The sequence below is a fragment of the Rhodococcus sp. HNM0563 genome, from assembly GCF_012726195.1.
In the GTDB taxonomy this organism is placed as follows: domain Bacteria; phylum Actinomycetota; class Actinomycetes; order Mycobacteriales; family Mycobacteriaceae; genus Rhodococcus.
Window position 1 is genome coordinate 141,335 of sequence record NZ_JAASAF010000011.1, and the last position, 15,976, is coordinate 157,310.

Below are 15,976 nucleotides of genomic sequence, written 5' to 3' on the forward strand. Positions count from 1 at the left end.
CGAGACGTACGGTTCACGATCTATGGAGCACTGCTTGCGGTCCTGGGGATCGTCCTGATCTTCCAACCCGAAATCCCGTGGACTACCGGCTTCCCCATGGTCACAGCAGGTCTGATCGCTGTGCTGTTCTTCGGCGCACAAGCGCGTCTGTACAAGCGCGGCGGGGAAGCGCAGCGCTGACAATCGCCCCAGCGAAGCGAGCCCCGGTCATCTCCTTGGGGGACCGGGGCTCGCTCATCGGTGCTGTCTGTCCGCTGGGTCTTTCACCTGCGGCTTTTGGTGGCGAGTTCTACGGCCCGAGCGGCGGCCAGCATCTCCCTCGCCTCCGCGCGGAGCGACTTGGCGGAGGTCTCGGTGCCGTGGATGTACACGGCTGGTCCCCAGCTCCCGGTGTTGTCGACTCTGATGTCGCCGTCGGCGAACCAGGTCTGCCCGTCCTCGTCGTCGACGCCCTCCGGTAGCGCCGGGCCTGGGTCCCCGCAGCGGGGGCACCCGGAGTCGGTGGCGGTGTCGGCGGTGTGTGTCATGGCTGCTCCCTCAATGTGAAACGGCGGCAGACACCGGGAATGGCGCCTGCCGCCGTCGTAGTGGATGGTCGGATCAGAACGGCGGTTCGTCGCTGCCACCGGCGTTGGCGCCGGCGAAGCTGCCGTTCTGCGGGGAGCTGCCCCACGGGTCGTCGGACGGCGCGCCGCCGCCGGAGTTGGACTGGCCTCCGCCGAAGCCGCCCCCGGTGCCGCCGCTGCGGTTGGCCTTGGTGACCTTCGCGGAGGCGTAACGCAGCGAGGGACCGATCTCGTCGACCTCGAGCTCGACGACGGTGCGCTTCTCACCCTCACGGGTCTCGTACGAGCGCTGCTTGAGGCGTCCCTGCACGATCACTCGCGAGCCCCGGGTCAGCGTTTCGGCGACGTTCTCGGCAGCCTCGCGCCAGATGTTGCAGCGCATGAACAACGCCTCGCCGTCCTTCCACTCGTTCGACTGCCGGTCGAAGTTGCGCGGGGTGGACGCGACGGTGAAGTTCGCGACTGCAGCACCCGCGGGGGTGAATCGCAGCTCCGGGTCGGCCGTCAGATTGCCGACGATCGTGATGACGGTGTCGCCTGCCATGGTGGTGCCTTTCGATTGGTGGTGCGGTGCTAGTGGGGTCGAGCTTTCCGGGCCGGGGTTGCTGGTGTTTCAGGTCCAGCCACCCCGGCCCGGAAGCGGTGTGTCAGCTGGCCTTTCGGTTCTCCGGGTCGCTGTTGAAGGCCTGGCCCGCCTGCTGGCGGAATGCCATCGGGTCGGTGGCCCACTGGGCGACCTGGCGAGTGAAGGCGCTGGCCTCGATCTCGCCCAGCACGCCGGTGGGCACCTTGAAAGTGGCCTTGAGGATGAACCGCAGGTCGTCGATGTACTCGCCCATCCCGCACGCCTCTGCGAGGTTCTTCCACGCGGTGACCGCGTCCGGGTCCTCACCGGCGGTCAGCGGACGGGGGCGCTGCTGCTCCTGCTCGGGGTGCTGCTGACTGGTCGGCTGCTGCTGCGCGGGCGCCGGGGCGTCGCCCTGGTTCTGCGGCTGCTCGGTGGTGTTCTCGCCCGGCTGCTGCGCCTGCGGCTGGGCTCGCTGCGGGACTGGTGAATCTGCCGGCCCCAAGTCGATTCCCAGGTAGGTCGCCATCATCCGCTGCGTACGTGAGAAGTCCTCCGTGGCAGCTTTTCCGACGGCCAGCGACCACGCGCGGCGTGCCTCGTCATCGGTGATGTGCTCGATCGCGTACGGGTAGCGAGTCTGGATGACCTGCTGTACCCACTGGCCCGCTTCCTTGTGGGACGCCTCGTTCCGGTTGATCGCGCCAACGACGGACTTCTGCACCTGGTCGGCCAGCCACAACAGCAGTTCCGTCAGCTGCCACACGTGCTCGAGCGACTTCTCCTCGGTCAGCTCGGGCTGCTCGGACTCCTCGACCGCGGTCAGCGCGTCCTGGAACAGGTACACGGCCGACTGGTGGGTAGCCCGCAGCTTCGCAGCAAGGTACGAGCCCATGTTCGGGCGACCATCGCTGTTGAGCGACTCCCAGGCCTTCGCCTCCGCGACCAGACCAGGTCGACCACGAACGACGCTGGCGGCGGGCTGCCCCGAGCGGGCCGGAGCTCCCTTCGCGCCGGCGATCCTCCCGGCGATAGCCTCGGCGATCGCATCGACATCCGTAGCGCCCCCCTTCGGGCCGGACGTGGTGATGCCACCGGTGCGCTTGCCGTCGGCCACCAGGCACCGCCAGCCCTCCGGCGGCAGATCGCCGAGCTTGTTGCCGCGCAGCTGAGTCCACTCGCTGATGTCGGAGCGCAGGTCCTTATCCGAGGCGATCGCGGTGTCAGCGTGATCGTCGACGGAACCAGCCGCGACGATGACCTTCACACAGTTCGCCTTGGTTGCCTGGGGCTGCCCCGACAGCGACTCACCGCTCGCACCGCGCAGCGCGTGGATCGGGGTCCGCGGGTCGATCGGCTCGTCACGCTTGTTCTCGACGTGCTTGCGGCGACGGGTCTCGATCGCCACGTACACCGGCGTGCTGGTCTCGAAGGCCTTGCGCAGACGGGCTGCGAGCGCGCCGCCCGGCTCAGCGGAGGCACCGAAGTCATGCTTCATGCCCTGCGCACCGGTCGAGGTGGCATCGAACTTCACGTACACGGTGTCGAAGCCGTCGCCGTTCGACTTCTCGACGAACTCCTTGATCGCGATCGAGGCGTACTCCTCGACGAACGTCTCCGCACGCACCGAGATCGCGGTGCCATCCTCCGGATTACCGATCCGAACCGGGTTGCGGTCGTAGGCAACGAAGCGAGCGACGCCGTTAGCAGGGCGGGACACGGTGGTGGACATTGAGCTCTCCTGGTGGCTCGTCGTGAACTGGTGACTGCAACGCTAGAGACGCTCACCGACAGTGTTTCAGTCGTTGCGTTGCTGGTCGCCTACGCCGGTGCCCGCCATTCTGATCGGCCGGTTCTCCATCCATGCCGAACCTGCGCGATCATCTGTGCCGGCAGGGCATGTCACAGTCACGATCGTGCGAGCGATGTCTTGTTTGACCGTTACACGTCCGGGGCCGGACACGGGCCCAACAAGGGAGACATGAACTTCAGCAGAGACGACAATGCACCGTCACTGTGGCGGACGAACCGCCACAAGAGCATCGACGAGCGCATCCTGGAGCTCCAGGACGTGGTGATACTCGGGCCGTCCGCGAACACGAAAGTTCTGCGCGTGGCGCGGGGGAGCGGCGCGGTGGTGGTGCTGGTCGGGCTGTGCGTGGCGGCGCTGGGTCTGCTGTCGGTCATTGTCACCGCAGCGAATGAGTATTCGTCGGGTCATGCGATGGGGCGGGCGTCTTTCATTCTGTTCTGTGGCGTGATGGTGTTTCTTGTGGGCCGTCTGATCCTGGGCATCGCACGCAGGTGTGCGGTCAAGCGTGGTGCGGTGACCCGAGAGACGTTGACTGCCGCGCCGCAGGAGTTCACCGACGCCTTCCGCCTGGCAGTCAACGCCGCCGACATCATCGGCGAATCTCTCGCCTATCGGGAGGGCTGGCTGGCCGAGGCGAATCTCGATGCAGCGTTGTGGGATCTCGCCCGGCACCTCAAGACCGGCACGCGGCTCCACGACGTTCTCGAGGCTGCACCGGTGGGGTTGGAGTACCGAGAGCAGGTCGAGCGGGCTCGCGCCGCGCTGGACGGGTGCTTGGCGCACCTACGGGCCGGGGCGGACCGCCTGACCGGCCTGGTGAGCCGTGTCGAGGCTCTGGACATGGAGTTGACCGCGCCTGCGCGCCGCGCCGAACTGGAGGTGATGCGCGAGCTGCGCGCGCGCCGTGACGCAGAGCAGATGAGTCGACTGTCCGCCGCCGCAGCAGAAGTCGAAACCATCGAGCCGGTGTTCGGTGACGTCGCGGACTCGGTGACCGGGGTGCTCGATGCGTACGACGAGCTACCGCAGAAAAGGTTCTGACCTGTACAGATGACACGTCCGCCGGGTGGCTGGCGTCGGCCTGTCGTTGGATGCCGGGGCGGGGAAAGGCCTCCGCGTCCCGGCATTTTTGTGAGTTTCGTGTGCTTGAGAAGGCGCTCTGAACTGCGGTGATGGCACGTCCCGGCCGGCCATGCGTCGACCTTCCGTAGCCGCGCTTGCCGCGAGAAGCCCAAGACCTCGATGACCCCATCGGATCCAGAAACCGGTCCGGTCGTTCGAGTCACCGACGTCCCGAACTCCGGAGAACCGCAAAAGTACGGTCCCGAGCCATGACCCAGTTCTCCGCTCAGGAACTCCTCGACAGAGGAGATCGTGTGATCTGCCCGGGCTGCAACTGGCTCGTCGCGGCGGGCCCGACGTGCCGTCGGTGCGGGCGAAGCCTGCTCGGCGATAGCCCAACGTCGACGCGATCGCCCGCGCCGCAGAGACCGACTCGCCGGCGTCCCCCCGCGAGTAGGACCACGAGCGCTGACGACCACCGTGGCGACGCCGTCCTCACCGACGAAGCGCTCGGGGGAATGGCTGGCCGAGTCGATCGCACCATCTGGCTTGTCGTGCACGGCGACCCGAAGTCGCAGGGCTCAATGGTCGCAGTCGCTGCCGGCAGGGTGAAGGCATCCGACCCGACCATGTACGCCTGGCGCGACAACATCACCGGTGAAGCGCTCCGCGAACTCGGTGTCCAGTGGCGTCCGATCGACGGCCCCGCCCTGATCGATGTCGCGTTCACGATGCCGTTTCCCCGCAGCTTCGAGGACCAGACCACCCGCATCGCGCCGGCCGTCGCGGGGGAGTTGCCGCGGATCCCCGCGATGCAACCGCCGGACCGCGACAAGCTCCTGCGGGCCGTTCAGGACGCGCTGTCCCCGAATGACCGAGCCAACAAGGGCGGCAAGGCAACCCAGGCGTTCGACAAACGATTCAAGCTCGCCGTCGACGACTCGCGATTCGTGTACGGCGCCGAGGCGAAGACCTACGCCCGGCCCGGTCACACCCATGCCTGGGCACTCGATCGCCCGGGCGCAGTCATCCGCGTCCGCATGATCGATGCCCCCGGAACGCACTTCCCCGAGCCGACCCTGCGCGACCCCGGCCCACTACCCGCACAGATCCAGGCCCTGCACGAGCAGTTGCTGCGCCGCACCGGGGCGCTGCGATGAGCACCGCAGTGGTTCTGTCCGAGCGGATCGTTCTTGGCACTATGCTGCGCGGTGACGACCCGGGGTTCACCACAGACACCCTCGGTCGGCTCACCCCCGCAGCCTTCACCCTCCCCGCCCACCGCACCGTCTTCACCGCAATCGCCCGCACCGCCGACATCGGCACCGTCGACCTGTCGACCGTCATGGTCACCCTCGACAACGCTGACACCCTCACCACAATCGGCGGATTCGACGCACTCGCCGCCGCCGTGCAGGAGTCGTTCACCTCAACCACACCAACCGATCACGTCGCTCGCATCGCCGACCGGGCCGCGGTCGACGCGCGACGGCGGGCGTTGCAGCAGGCCGCGGCTGCGCTCGACGACGGCCAGGATCTCGACACCAACCGGGCGTTCCTGATGGACGCGCTCGCTTCTACCTCGGCGACCGCCCAGCTGTTGCCGTCGATCAGCGACCAGGTCAACGAGTACTTCGCGCTGCTCGACCAGCGCCTCAACGGGGAAGTGCCCGCCGGGCTGCGCACGGGCTGGTCGCGGTTCGACGAGATCACCCTCGGCCTGCAACCAGGAAGCCTCGTCACCGTTGCCGGCCGCGCGGGCACCGGCAAGACAGTCGTGATGATGGACTGGGCACGCCAGGCGTGCCGCGACGGGCACGGCGTGCTGTTCGTGCCGCTGGAGATGTCCGCACAGCAGATGATCGAGCGAGCGATCTCCGCCGAAGCCTGCGTCGAACTCAACAAGCTCCGCGAGCCAGGTTGCCTCGACGACGACCAGTGGGACCGCGTCTCCGGAGCGATCTCCGAGATCTCCCAGTGGCCGCTCTACATCGACACCCGCGCGGGCAGCGTGTCCGAGATCCGCCGCACAGCCACTGCCGCCAAGGCCGCGCTCGCCGAGACCGGTCGGCAACTGCGGCTGATCGTCGTGGACTACCTGCAGCTGATGAAGTCCGAAAGCGGCGGCCGCGGCGCGATCACCCGCGCGGAGGAGATCGGTCGATTCACCCGAGCACTCAAGCTGCTGGCGAGAGAGCTCGAGGTCGTGGTCGTCATCGGGTCACAGTTCAACCGCGCGGCGGCCGACCCGAACAAACTGCCGCGCCTCGATGAACTCAAGGAGTCCGGCTCCATCGAAGAGGACTCCGACATCGTCCTGGCCTTGCACCGGCCACACGCGATCGACGGGCAGATCGGGATGGCGACCGCCGACGAAATCACCGGTCTGATCTTGAAAAATAGGCATGGTGCGGCACAGGCGCAGTTCGAAAGGGCCTGGCACGGACATCTCGCAAGTACAGACGAACCCATGCGTCGAGGGTGACACCCATCGACGTTGCACTTCTACCGCGATCCTCCTCGCGATCACTCTCCATTCTACGCCGCGATAGCAGAGAAGGAGCCGCCTCATCGGCGAGAATCTGCCAACACACCGTACCCGTTCACCTGCGGCTTAAGTTGCGGCACCACCTGCGAAGATTGCCGAGTGCGACACCACAAGGGAACAACGGGCACGAGCATGGGCGGCTCTGTCGTCCGGGTGAAGCGTGCCAAGAAGTCGCCCCGGGCCGACGTCACCTGCCCGGTCTGTAAGGAGCCGAAGCGCTACCCCTGCAAGCGGTACGACGAGAAGAAGCGGAAGATGGTCGCACTCCCCAAGATCCACGCTGAACGGGAGGCGCTGCAGAAGCAGTGGCTCGTAGACCGCAGGGAACGTCTCGCGGCCAAACCCCAGTCGCCACAGGGGTGGCACAGCGTCGATCCCGAATAGGAGACCGTGATGACGAACCCTGCCGACCTGTACGAACGCACCAGAGATGCCCTCGGGCAGCTTCGTGACCTTCGCCGAACCCTGGTCGCCCTGTCCCGCGAGTATGCCGACCTCGAACCCCACGAGCTCGCTGTAGACAACCTCGGTGAAGCGCTCACCGCGGGGGACGCGATCGCCGGCGTCCTGGACGGCCTCTCGACCGTCGACCGGGCGCTCGAGGACGTCGACGATGCTCTCGACCACCCTCTCCAGCTGGCCAGTCGACTCGGACGCCTGCAGCCCGTTCGCCCTGACGGCAAGTGATCGGGTCAGGAGGCTCCGGCCCTGCATTGACGTGGGCCGCCAGCGTTTAGTTGGCAGCCGTGGACGCCTTCGTCGCGATGATGTTCCACCAGTTGCCGGCGACATTGATCGTGGCGCCTTCGATGCGGCCGGTGGTGGTGAACTGACCGGTGAGGACACGGCCGTCGCTGTGCCCGACGCCCGTCAGCGTCGAGTGGACCGACTGTGAGCCACCGATGGTGGCGGTGGTGGTGAACAGGCGGGCATCGGACAACCCGTACTTCAACGGCTCCTCGTTGGTCACCTCGGTGATGATGTCGACCGTCTTCCCGTCGCTGGTCACGGTGTACCGCGAGCAGGTCTGCGCAAAGTCCGTGACGGCGTTCAGGCTGTTGTCGGTCGCGGTGGCAATGGCGGTGCTGAAGGACCGCCCGGTGTGGGGGTTCTCACCTACCTGTCCGGCCCAGCTGTTACCGCCCCGTGCGGTCGCCCACATGGCAACCCCACGGTCGCCACCAGGCCCGCACTCGGCGGGGGAGTAGACCAGGCCATCGCTTGTCCCAGCCGCAGCGACAATCGCCGGAATCACCGAGATCGGCCGTTCGGCGGGATCAGTGATCTCCCATCCGTCGAAAACGGTGCGGGGGAAGTCGAGCGCGGTGACGGTGTTCCCGCGCAGATCCTCGGTAGTGCTGGTGTCGCTGTCGGTGCTGCTGCAGCCAGCGACCGCGAGGGCGAAAAGGATGACCGTGGTGATGGTCCGCGGTCCAGGGCGAGTGCTCACAGGTGGTCCTCAAAGGGTTCGGAAGAAGATTTCCGGGCAGCATGCCCGCCTGGTTCTCCACTTCCCGGTGCCCGAATCGCGCACAGCGTGTCCGGCCCCCAGGAGGGGAAGCCGATCAGGCCGCGGCGGACGGTTGAACGGCGGCGCTGCAGAACCCGGGCCAACGCCTCGACGTGCCGCTCCAGTCCGCTGTCACCCTGATCAGCGCGCGTGAGATCGAGTACCACTGAGCTGGAGAAGCGAACCGCGATCATCGGCCGCATGCCCAACCCTGTCCTGGCCATCGATGTCGGAGCGTGCACGCTCTCCGCGGCCGTCCGTGACACCAGCGGCCGTGTGACCCCGCTCGCGATCGGTGGCACCACCACCCCGCCGGCACGGCTGGTCGTGCAGGCCGGGCAACCTCGGCCAGCCCGCGATGGTGACCCGGTGACGCTGGCGCAGCTCGGACCGCTGGTCGACCGCCTCGACGTGCCGTCCCTCGTCATCGACGGAGTGTCTTGGTCGATCGAGTCCCTGACCGGGTTGCTGCTGCGCCCGGTGCTGGAGACGGCCATCGCCCAGCTCGGGACGACCCCGAAGATCGTGCTCGTCGTGCCCTCGACGTGGACCCCTGAACTGCGGCGCCGTTTCCAACGGATCGTGCATGCTGCACTGACCCGCACCGTCACCCTCATCCCCTCCGACAAGGCCCTCGCCTACGCCCTCCCCGCGCTGCCGGTCGGCGCCGGGATCGTTGCCGTGGACTGCGGAGCCACTGACCTGTCAGCGATCGCCGTCGTCGGTGGTGAGCGCGGCCCACGGATCATCGGACGTGCCCAATCAGACAGCGGCGGAGACATCTTCGACCGATTCCTCCTCGCCAACGCACTCACCGACGCCGGCTTCCCGGACCAGGCCCTAGATGCCCGATGGGGCTTCGCCGGCGTCCCCCGGGTACGCGCTGCCCGAGAAGCGCTCGCGGACAGCGACGCCGTCACCGTCCACCTGCCCCGGCCCGTCGGACGGATCACTCTGTCCGAACAGGACGTTGACGCGACCGGCGCACAGTACTTCGCCCACCGATTCAGCGAGCTGCTGACGCGGCTCGACGAGAACGCCACCGAACCGATCAGTCACCGACTGATGCTGAGCGGTGGACTGGCCTACGACCCGGCCGTACCCGCCGCTGCGCGGGTTCACGGCCTCGTGAAGGTCATGGCTCATCCCCAGCACGTGCTGTGCCGCGGTGCCCTCACCTTCGCCGCTGCAGCGATCGACAGCACCGACGATCCGGGACCCCGCCCTATCACCGACACCGACGCGGACGACGAACCCGCGCCCGGCGGAATCTCCAAACGCACCCTCGCACTCTTCGGTGGTGTCGGCGCGAGCGTGGTGGTCATCGCCGTCGCAGGCGGGCTGGCGCTGTCGGCAGCGATGACCGGCGCACCGGACTTTCGCGAGCAGGAGCTGCCGAACGTCGCCGCATCGGTCCTTCCGGCCAACCAGTCGATCCCCGGCATGAGCCTTCGGTCGTGGACGGACGGTGCTGATGCCACCAACGCGACCACCCGAAGCCTGTCCGCCGCCGATGCGCGATCGTTGGCGTGCGGTGGCACCCGGCCGGCGGCCGGCGCCGAGGCGGACGGGATGCGGTGGCAGTCCTCGCGGATCTTCGTCTCCGACGACACCACCGCCGATGCCGGGGCCGGCGCGAAGGCGACGTCCTGGGACAACTTCGACCCCTCCGCCACCACGAACGTGATCGTCACCGCAGCGATTGTCGGTCGCGACGACCGCGAATCGGTGTGGCAGGACATCAGCGCGAGCAACCAGCGCTGCCCGTCCACCAAGGACGACCTGGTGCGGACCATCGTTGTCATTCCCCAGACCGGACCCGACCCCGGGCCGCCGAGCTACGCCCAGGAGATACCGGTGGCCTCGACGTCCCGAACCCCGACCACCCCACCGACGAGCACCACGCGGGCACCGCAGGGGGGAGTGACCATGAGTACCCAACGGCAGGCTTGGCGCGGGCTCACCCCGGCGAGCGTGTCAGGGACCGGCACCGACATGCACGTCACCTGCGTCCTCGACATCGATGGCGTGGTCCTCAAACGCTCCTGCGCGACCGCCAAGGACTCCGGCACCGCAGACCATCTCGCGCAGCAGGCAGCAGTCGCATTCAATCCGGCCCCGGAGATCACGCGATGACCCCGCCTGACCACACCAAGGCGATGACCGCGGCCACCCGAGTCGATGTGCAGGTCGTCCAGCTCGCGCCGCCGGTGCTCGTCCGCCGCGCGATCGCGCACTACAACGCCCGCCTCGCGCCCGGCAAGCGTCCGGCCGAGACAACCTCGAGCGAAGCGTTCCTCAAACGGCTGTGCGTGAATTGGCTGCGGCACATCGGATCGAACTACGACGCGCACCGCAACGGCGTCCGCAGCAGTGGCGGGCAACAGCTGTCCGACATCGCCGGCACCGTCATCAAGAAGCGGGTGCTCGTGGAGATTGCGCGGGCCTACCCTTGGCTGGTCGAGGAAGCCAGACGCCAGTATCTCGACCTCGACCGGCCGAACCGACGCTGACCCCGGGTGAGAGGACGTCGCCCGTTGGCCCCGCCCTCCCGCCCAAGGGCGTGTTCTACTCGTGCACGAGGGCGCGCACCGCCGCGTGCTGCAGCTCGTCATGGATCGCGTACCAACGGTCCTCCACGGCAGGCCACGCCTGGTCGATCGCGTTGGCGACCTGTTCATCGGTCGCCGCGCGCAGCCGGGCACGCTCGACGTCGCTGAGGTGAGGATCCTCGGTGGCTTCGCTGCACACGACATCGGGCGGGAACACCGACAGTGCGAGCGACCGCGCCGGGGGTGGACACAGCAGCCCGGTCAACCTGCGGACCAGCTCGTTGAAGTAGGCGACGGTGCCGTCGATCAGATCGAAGACAGTGAACTCCTCGCCCAGCGGCAATTGCCATACCGAGTCGATCCCGACATCGCAGATGCCGAAGCTATCGAGGAAGACCTGCATCGTCAGGCCGTTTCCTGTAGGGAACCCCTCGCCGTCACAGGTGAACTCGCCGTAGACGCTCACACGCGCCTCGGTGCTGGACTTCCACGCCGCGTACTCGGTGAGCGACTCGAGCAGCGACCGCAGATATTCCAGGCATGTGCGCTCGTCCTCGGCGTCGTGGAAGTCGAGGTTCGCGAACTGCTCGGTGAACGAGGAGTCGGGGTCATCGAGCAGCGCGTTGAGTACGCAACGCTCGTAGCTGATCGTCAACGGGGTCACGGGAAACCTCCCAGGTCGATGTGCGGTGACACCAGCGATCGTTCGGAGGCTGTGGTGGCGGTGTTGCAGTGCGGTGTCGGCGAGCGCAGTGCTGTCCCTCGTGATGCCCCACAGGTGCCGGCGTCTCGTGTGGCGATTACGGTCTGCAACACCGGAGACGATCGAAGAGTCCGATCCACCAGCGCACGAGAGGATTTCGAGAGATGAGCTGCTACGAATGGGAGGCCGGGACGATCACCCTGCCAGCGGCCGCGGTGCCCGGTCTACGCAAGGCACTCAACGCCTCCGCGATCACCTACAGGGCACTCGTCGTGGCTGAAATCGACGCTGTGTGGAACGACGTCAAGGCCCTGCCCCTGGTCAAGCGGGTTGCCGCGATCCCCTTCGGAGTGTCGATTCCGGTGTCGTACGACGACGTGCACACGCATCGCCGTGCCGATGCCCGGATGCGCGCACAGTCCATCGTCAAATCCAACGGCGGACGCAAGCCGACCCGAGCGGTCATCGCCGCCGCGTTTCCCATCCCCAACGCTCGGACCCGCGAATGGGGAGAGAGCGAGTTCGGCCTGACACTCGAAGGACGCACCCTCCACTGGGAAGTCCCCCAGAACAACCACGCCCGAGACCTCGCCGCCGTCACCGGCCTGTATCAGGCTGTACTGGCGTATCTCAACGACGTCACCTGGACCCGCGGTACCAGCGGCGTGATCGTCGGTCACGACGAATACAACCGAGACACCACCTACGAAGGCGGTGGCGGCAACTACGTGACACACCGGTTCGGACCGGCGGGCCAGTAACCGATCCGGGAGGCAGCGACCGACGCGGTGAAGCGGTGAACCCGCCAGCTACCGTCGCCGCCACCATGACCGTCCTGCGTCCTGCCTCCCCACACGCCGTCGCCGCCACAGCCATCGCCGCGGCCGCCCTCACCGGAGCCACAGTCGGATGGATCCTCATGCGCGTGGCCTACCGCCTCGACCGCCTCGCCGCACCAGATGGTGCCGGGGATCCCGTCTGGTCCCTCACGTGGACCGACGCCAGCTTCCCGTTCACCATGGTGGCCCTCGTCGTAGGTGCCTTCACCGTGCTGTTCGCGGCCCTCGCCGCCGCAGTAGTGCTTGCCCACCAAGCGAGCACCCGAGACATCACCCGCCAGCGCCGCATCCTCGCCACCGGCACAACAACCCCCCTGCTCAGGCGTCCGGCCGTCCCGGACGCTGTCCAACCTCCGAATCGAGGAGCTCACCCACGATGACCATGCACGCGCTTCCCACCTGGGACGCCCGACCCGCCGCCGCCAGCGCGGTCACCGACCATGTCGAAGCGGTCGCGTGGCTGCGGAACCGCCTTGCAGCCGCGCTCCGCTCCCATGTCGAGGTGGACCTGGCCGCGGCCTGGAATCCGGATCTGCAGTCCACCGGTGTGCGCTTGGCGGCCTGGCTCGCTCACGCCTACGGCTACGTCGCCGCCGTGCCCACCGGCGACCTCGCTGCCGGCGCGGAGATGCCGATGGTCGGCCAGTGGCTGACCGATCGCGCCGATCGACTGGCCGAGATGCCGCTGCTCATCGCCTCACCGGCCGCAGGTGCTGTCGCAGTCGCTGCCGCACACGCGCTGACCAGTGACGACGTCGCAGCGCTCGGTGTGCAGGCCGAGGAGATGCCGTACATGCAGGCCCACCTGACCTTCTCCGCTCCGTTCACGGTCACCGCCGACGGTGACGACGCCGCGACCGAGACCATCCACGCGCTGAGTTGGTGGCCCGACGGGGGAGGGTTCCGCGTCGCCGACTGGATCTCGACGTACGACACCCTCACCGCTGATGAGGCAGGCCGCGCGGACGCCGCCGCCCGCGCGTACGGGGGTGCGGCCCTGCCCGCCCTGATGCTCGACTCCGAGCGTCTGCACCCGCAGGTGTGTGCGGCCCCCGAGGCGGGCGATCCACACGAGCGCGAGGGCCAGTTCAGCTTCGATGTGCCGGTGTACGACCGGCGGGGTGATCTGTTCAGCCGGGTGGCGCTCGTGGTGCGACACCTGATCGCCGCGGGGATCCTCCACACGTCCATCGAGCGGGTCCGGCCTCCCGGTTCGACCGGGCACGTCACCCGCATTCCGGTCGTCGTGCTGCGCACCGACGATGATGATCGGCACTCAAGCCGGCTGGCCGTGTACGGATCGTCAGTGGCGATGCGCCGACGCCGTACAGGACTCGACCTGCACTGGAACGACGCGGTTCTTGGCTGAACCGCTATCCGGGGACGGAGCAGGGAAGGCCACTCAGTGCTGGTGGTCGGCCCCGACCGTATGCAGCAACGAGTGGACCGTCGCATCTACCAACCGGTACCGCATCAGCCGCCCTTGCCGTGTCGCCGCGACCCATCCCTGCTCCCGCAACAGCCGCAGTGCCTGCGACAGCGCAGTCGGCCGCATACCGACCGCGTCGGCCAGGTCGGAGACGCACAAGTCCGGCTCGTGATGCAGGTGATGCAGGATCCGCAGTCGATTCGGATCGGCGAGGAGATCGAATCGGCGGGACCACTGCTGCAGATCCTCGTCGGTGGTCGGCGCGGCCACTGTGCGCGTGGGCATCCTCGGGGCTCCTCGAAGTCGGCGATGTCGGTGCACGCCGGAGAGTAACGACGGTCTTCGCCACCGCCAGGTGCAACACCGTCGACGTCGCCGCGGACGCTCAAAGATGTACCGCTCATACAGCTTTCGATGGAGTATTCCCATGACCGAGACCACCACAGAACGCCGCGACCGAATCGTCGAGATCTACCGTGACGACACCGCCCACGTCGTGGCCTACGCGGGCGTCGCCTACCACCTGACCCCCTGCTGCGACGCCTCCGCCAAAGGCTCGCTGGGCGGCATCGTGTGCCGGTCCTGCTATCAGGAGGTCTGCCCGATGTACGGGATGGGCGGGGCGCTCACCGACGACAAGGACTGGGCACGGTTCCGCGCCTACATGCTTGCTGAATACCCCGCCTCGGCGCCGAGCCTGGACGAACGCCGCGCACTCGCCCTATAAGGTCCAGCTAGGGGACACTGGCAGCCGGATCCCGCATTCCCCGTGGTGGTCGGGCAGGATCAGGCCATGGCACCGACCGATCTGAGCACCGTCGAACCGCCCGAGGCATGCCTGGTATGGGTGAAATCCGCTCACCCTCGCCAGGTCATCCTCGATCATCCGGTCACCGTGAATCTGACCTGGTGGAATGATGCGCTGCACGAACGTGGCCTTCCTGGAGGACCCGTCGTCGGACGGGATAGCACCGGGCAACGTGTCGACCACGGCAGGGCTGTCATCACCCGCGGGGACATCTTCGCGCTCGCGGCCGCTTCGTCGGGTTCTCCCACCGATACCCTCGCTCTGCTGTGGCACACTCTCGCGTGGGGCGCGGGCGGGAAGGTGCGGCAGATTCTCAACCGGATGGATTCGGTGTCCTGGGACCGCTCCGTTGCCGCGCTGGCGTTGCGCACGGCGGCGCAGCTGTCCCACCGCGACCCGGAAAGCGCCTACGACACGCTCTACCCGCGGGGTACCCCTGCGATCGCCCATCTCGGCCCGGCGTTCTTCACGAAGTATCTGTACTTCGCCGGGGCCGGTGCACCGGATCACCCGTCGTTGATCCTCGACAGCCGTGTTGCGGCCGCTCTGGTCGACATCGGGTGGACCTCATTGCATCCCGAAACTGGTTGGCCGGCCGAGACGTATCAGCGGTATTGCTCCCTGCTCGCCCGGTGGGCGCAGGAGGCAGGCAATTTGCGCCCGGATCTGTTCGAACGGTGGTTGTTCGACCATTCGGGCAATCCCTGACCTGCGCGAGCCCGCGTGCATGTCAAGCGATGTAGACCCAGTGGCCGTTGGAGCATTGCTGCTTGCGGCCGTCGGGGGTGTACGTGATGACGCCTTGGTCGGCTGCCGGGCACGGTCCTGCGACGGCACCGCCACCGCCGTTCGTGCCTGGCGGCAGCGGCGGGTTGTTGACCGAGTCGAACTGGTCTGCGCAGTACTGTGTCCATGAGGACGAGGTGCCGTCGGTGTAGTACGTCGTGCCGCGGTTGTAGAAGTTCTTGTCTGTTCCGCACCACGCGATTAGCTTGTCCGCCGTCGACTGCTGAGATTGGGCTTGGGGATCGGGGTATGAGCCTCCGGTGTAGGGGTTGCGGCAGACGGTGCCGTCGCACTCGAAGGTGTTGGCCTCACGTTCCTGCCGGAAGTACTCGTCGCCGCCGCGCTGGTCGTAGCACCACTGGGAGAACGCCTTTGTGCCGTCGCTCCACATCGCTTTTCCTGGGGTGCCGTCCAGGCATTCGACGACGTAGGGTTCTGCGACGGTCTCGGCTGAGGCCGTGGTGCTCGGGGCGACGGGCACAGGTTCCGGCTCGGTCGAGGGCGTCGCCGAGAGTGTGGCCGATGTTGTTGTCGGTGGCGGTGTCGAAACCGTCGTGGCCGTGGCCGTGGCCGTGGTCGTGGCTGGCGCCGCGGCGTTCGTATCGCCGTCCTTGGAACAGCCGGTCACCAACAGGACCATAGACATCAGCCCAACTGCCGCAATCGCCTTCATAACCTTCGCTTTCACAACGAAGCCACGAAGGCCCCGACTCGAATACCTGCTGGTCCGTGCACCTAGCCATCGCCGGGCAAAGCCCGGGCATTACAGCGGAGCGGGTCGCTGACCGGCGCTCG

The 15,976-nt window shown here is 67.4% G+C and carries 19 protein-coding genes; 12 read left to right on the plus strand and 7 right to left on the minus strand.

Annotated features, from left to right (window positions below; translation table 11 throughout):
• Positions 1 to 263 precede the first annotated feature (263 nt).
• The 3 genes from HCA61_RS22580 to HCA61_RS22590 form a co-directional block, all read right to left on the minus strand.
• Complete coding sequence (locus HCA61_RS22580; RefSeq protein ID WP_169690438.1) at positions 264 to 527, minus strand: hypothetical protein; 264 nt, start codon at positions 525 to 527, stop codon at positions 264 to 266.
• Between the two features lie 73 nt (positions 528 to 600).
• The gene (locus HCA61_RS22585; RefSeq protein ID WP_169690439.1) at positions 601 to 1,110 is read right to left on the minus strand and encodes a single-stranded DNA-binding protein; all 510 of its coding nucleotides are present in this window, start codon (positions 1,108 to 1,110) and stop codon (positions 601 to 603) included.
• A 103-nt stretch (positions 1,111 to 1,213) separates the two neighbouring features.
• Positions 1,214 to 2,863: a hypothetical protein gene (locus HCA61_RS22590; protein ID WP_169690440.1), complete on the minus strand. Its 1,650-nt coding sequence runs from the start codon at positions 2,861 to 2,863 to the stop codon at positions 1,214 to 1,216.
• 249 nt (positions 2,864 to 3,112) lie between these two features.
• On the opposite strand from HCA61_RS22590, the gene HCA61_RS22595 reads away from it, so the two are divergent.
• The 5 genes from HCA61_RS22595 (at position 3,113) to HCA61_RS22615 (ending at position 7,241) form a co-directional block, all read left to right on the plus strand.
• Positions 3,113 to 3,985 (plus strand): hypothetical protein, encoded by an 873-nt coding sequence (locus HCA61_RS22595; RefSeq protein ID WP_169690441.1) that lies wholly within the window; start codon positions 3,113 to 3,115, stop codon positions 3,983 to 3,985.
• A gap of 539 nt (positions 3,986 to 4,524) precedes the next feature.
• Complete coding sequence (locus HCA61_RS22600) at positions 4,525 to 5,166, plus strand: hypothetical protein (protein ID WP_169690442.1); 642 nt, start codon at positions 4,525 to 4,527, stop codon at positions 5,164 to 5,166.
• Positions 5,163 to 6,491, plus strand: coding sequence for a DnaB-like helicase C-terminal domain-containing protein (locus tag HCA61_RS22605; RefSeq protein WP_169690443.1), 1,329 nt, complete (start codon positions 5,163 to 5,165; stop codon positions 6,489 to 6,491). The genes HCA61_RS22600 and HCA61_RS22605 overlap by 4 nt, the downstream gene beginning before the upstream one ends.
• A 195-nt stretch (positions 6,492 to 6,686) precedes the next feature.
• On the plus strand, positions 6,687 to 6,938 hold the full coding sequence (locus tag HCA61_RS22610; protein WP_169690444.1) for a hypothetical protein: 252 nt from the start codon (positions 6,687 to 6,689) through the stop codon (positions 6,936 to 6,938).
• 9 nt (positions 6,939 to 6,947) lie between these two features.
• Positions 6,948 to 7,241, plus strand: coding sequence for a hypothetical protein (locus HCA61_RS22615; protein ID WP_169690445.1), 294 nt, complete (start codon positions 6,948 to 6,950; stop codon positions 7,239 to 7,241).
• A 46-nt stretch (positions 7,242 to 7,287) separates the two neighbouring features.
• Here the strand turns inward: HCA61_RS22615 and HCA61_RS22620 are convergent, their stop codons facing one another.
• Positions 7,288 to 8,004, minus strand: coding sequence for a hypothetical protein (locus HCA61_RS22620; RefSeq protein WP_169690446.1), 717 nt, complete (start codon positions 8,002 to 8,004; stop codon positions 7,288 to 7,290).
• A 261-nt stretch (positions 8,005 to 8,265) separates the two neighbouring features.
• On the opposite strand from HCA61_RS22620, the gene HCA61_RS22625 reads away from it, so the two are divergent.
• Together HCA61_RS22625 and HCA61_RS22630 are read left to right on the plus strand one after the other, a co-directional pair.
• Complete coding sequence (locus tag HCA61_RS22625) at positions 8,266 to 10,200, plus strand: hypothetical protein (RefSeq protein WP_169690447.1); 1,935 nt, start codon at positions 8,266 to 8,268, stop codon at positions 10,198 to 10,200.
• On the plus strand, positions 10,197 to 10,577 hold the full coding sequence (locus tag HCA61_RS22630) for a hypothetical protein (protein WP_169690448.1): 381 nt from the start codon (positions 10,197 to 10,199) through the stop codon (positions 10,575 to 10,577). Before HCA61_RS22625 ends, HCA61_RS22630 begins: the two co-directional genes overlap by 4 nt.
• 55 nt (positions 10,578 to 10,632) lie before the next feature.
• Here HCA61_RS22630 and HCA61_RS22635 read toward each other — a convergent pair whose 3' ends face one another.
• Positions 10,633 to 11,280, minus strand: coding sequence for a hypothetical protein (locus tag HCA61_RS22635; protein WP_169690449.1), 648 nt, complete (start codon positions 11,278 to 11,280; stop codon positions 10,633 to 10,635).
• Positions 11,281 to 11,483: 203 nt separating this feature from the next.
• On the opposite strand from HCA61_RS22635, the gene HCA61_RS22640 reads away from it, so the two are divergent.
• Genes HCA61_RS22640 through HCA61_RS22650 form a run of 3 tightly spaced genes read left to right on the plus strand, consistent with a single transcriptional unit; the run spans position 11,484 to position 13,527 of the window.
• Positions 11,484 to 12,080 carry a hypothetical protein gene (locus HCA61_RS22640; protein WP_169690450.1) on the plus strand — a complete coding sequence of 199 codons (597 nt, stop codon included), beginning with the start codon at positions 11,484 to 11,486 and terminating at the stop codon, positions 12,078 to 12,080.
• A gap of 35 nt (positions 12,081 to 12,115) precedes the next feature.
• Complete coding sequence (locus HCA61_RS22645) at positions 12,116 to 12,538, plus strand: hypothetical protein (RefSeq protein WP_169690451.1); 423 nt, start codon at positions 12,116 to 12,118, stop codon at positions 12,536 to 12,538.
• Complete coding sequence (locus HCA61_RS22650) at positions 12,535 to 13,527, plus strand: hypothetical protein (RefSeq protein WP_169690452.1); 993 nt, start codon at positions 12,535 to 12,537, stop codon at positions 13,525 to 13,527. The genes HCA61_RS22645 and HCA61_RS22650 overlap by 4 nt, the downstream gene beginning before the upstream one ends.
• Positions 13,528 to 13,560: 33 nt before the next feature.
• On the opposite strand, the gene HCA61_RS22655 is transcribed toward HCA61_RS22650, so the two are convergent.
• Positions 13,561 to 13,872 carry a metalloregulator ArsR/SmtB family transcription factor gene (locus HCA61_RS22655; protein ID WP_169690453.1) on the minus strand — a complete coding sequence of 104 codons (312 nt, stop codon included), beginning with the start codon at positions 13,870 to 13,872 and terminating at the stop codon, positions 13,561 to 13,563.
• 142 nt (positions 13,873 to 14,014) lie between these two features.
• Between HCA61_RS22655 and HCA61_RS22660 the strand changes: the two genes are divergently transcribed.
• Entirely contained in the window at positions 14,015 to 14,314 is a 300-nt protein-coding gene (locus HCA61_RS22660; protein WP_169690454.1) for a hypothetical protein, read from the plus strand.
• A 66-nt stretch (positions 14,315 to 14,380) separates the two neighbouring features.
• Positions 14,381 to 15,103 (plus strand): hypothetical protein, encoded by a 723-nt coding sequence (locus HCA61_RS22665; protein ID WP_169690455.1) that lies wholly within the window; start codon positions 14,381 to 14,383, stop codon positions 15,101 to 15,103.
• A gap of 22 nt (positions 15,104 to 15,125) precedes the next feature.
• On the opposite strand, the gene HCA61_RS22670 is transcribed toward HCA61_RS22665, so the two are convergent.
• Positions 15,126 to 15,809 (minus strand): hypothetical protein, encoded by a 684-nt coding sequence (locus HCA61_RS22670; protein WP_169690456.1) that lies wholly within the window; start codon positions 15,807 to 15,809, stop codon positions 15,126 to 15,128.
• Positions 15,810 to 15,976: the final 167 nt, after the last annotated feature.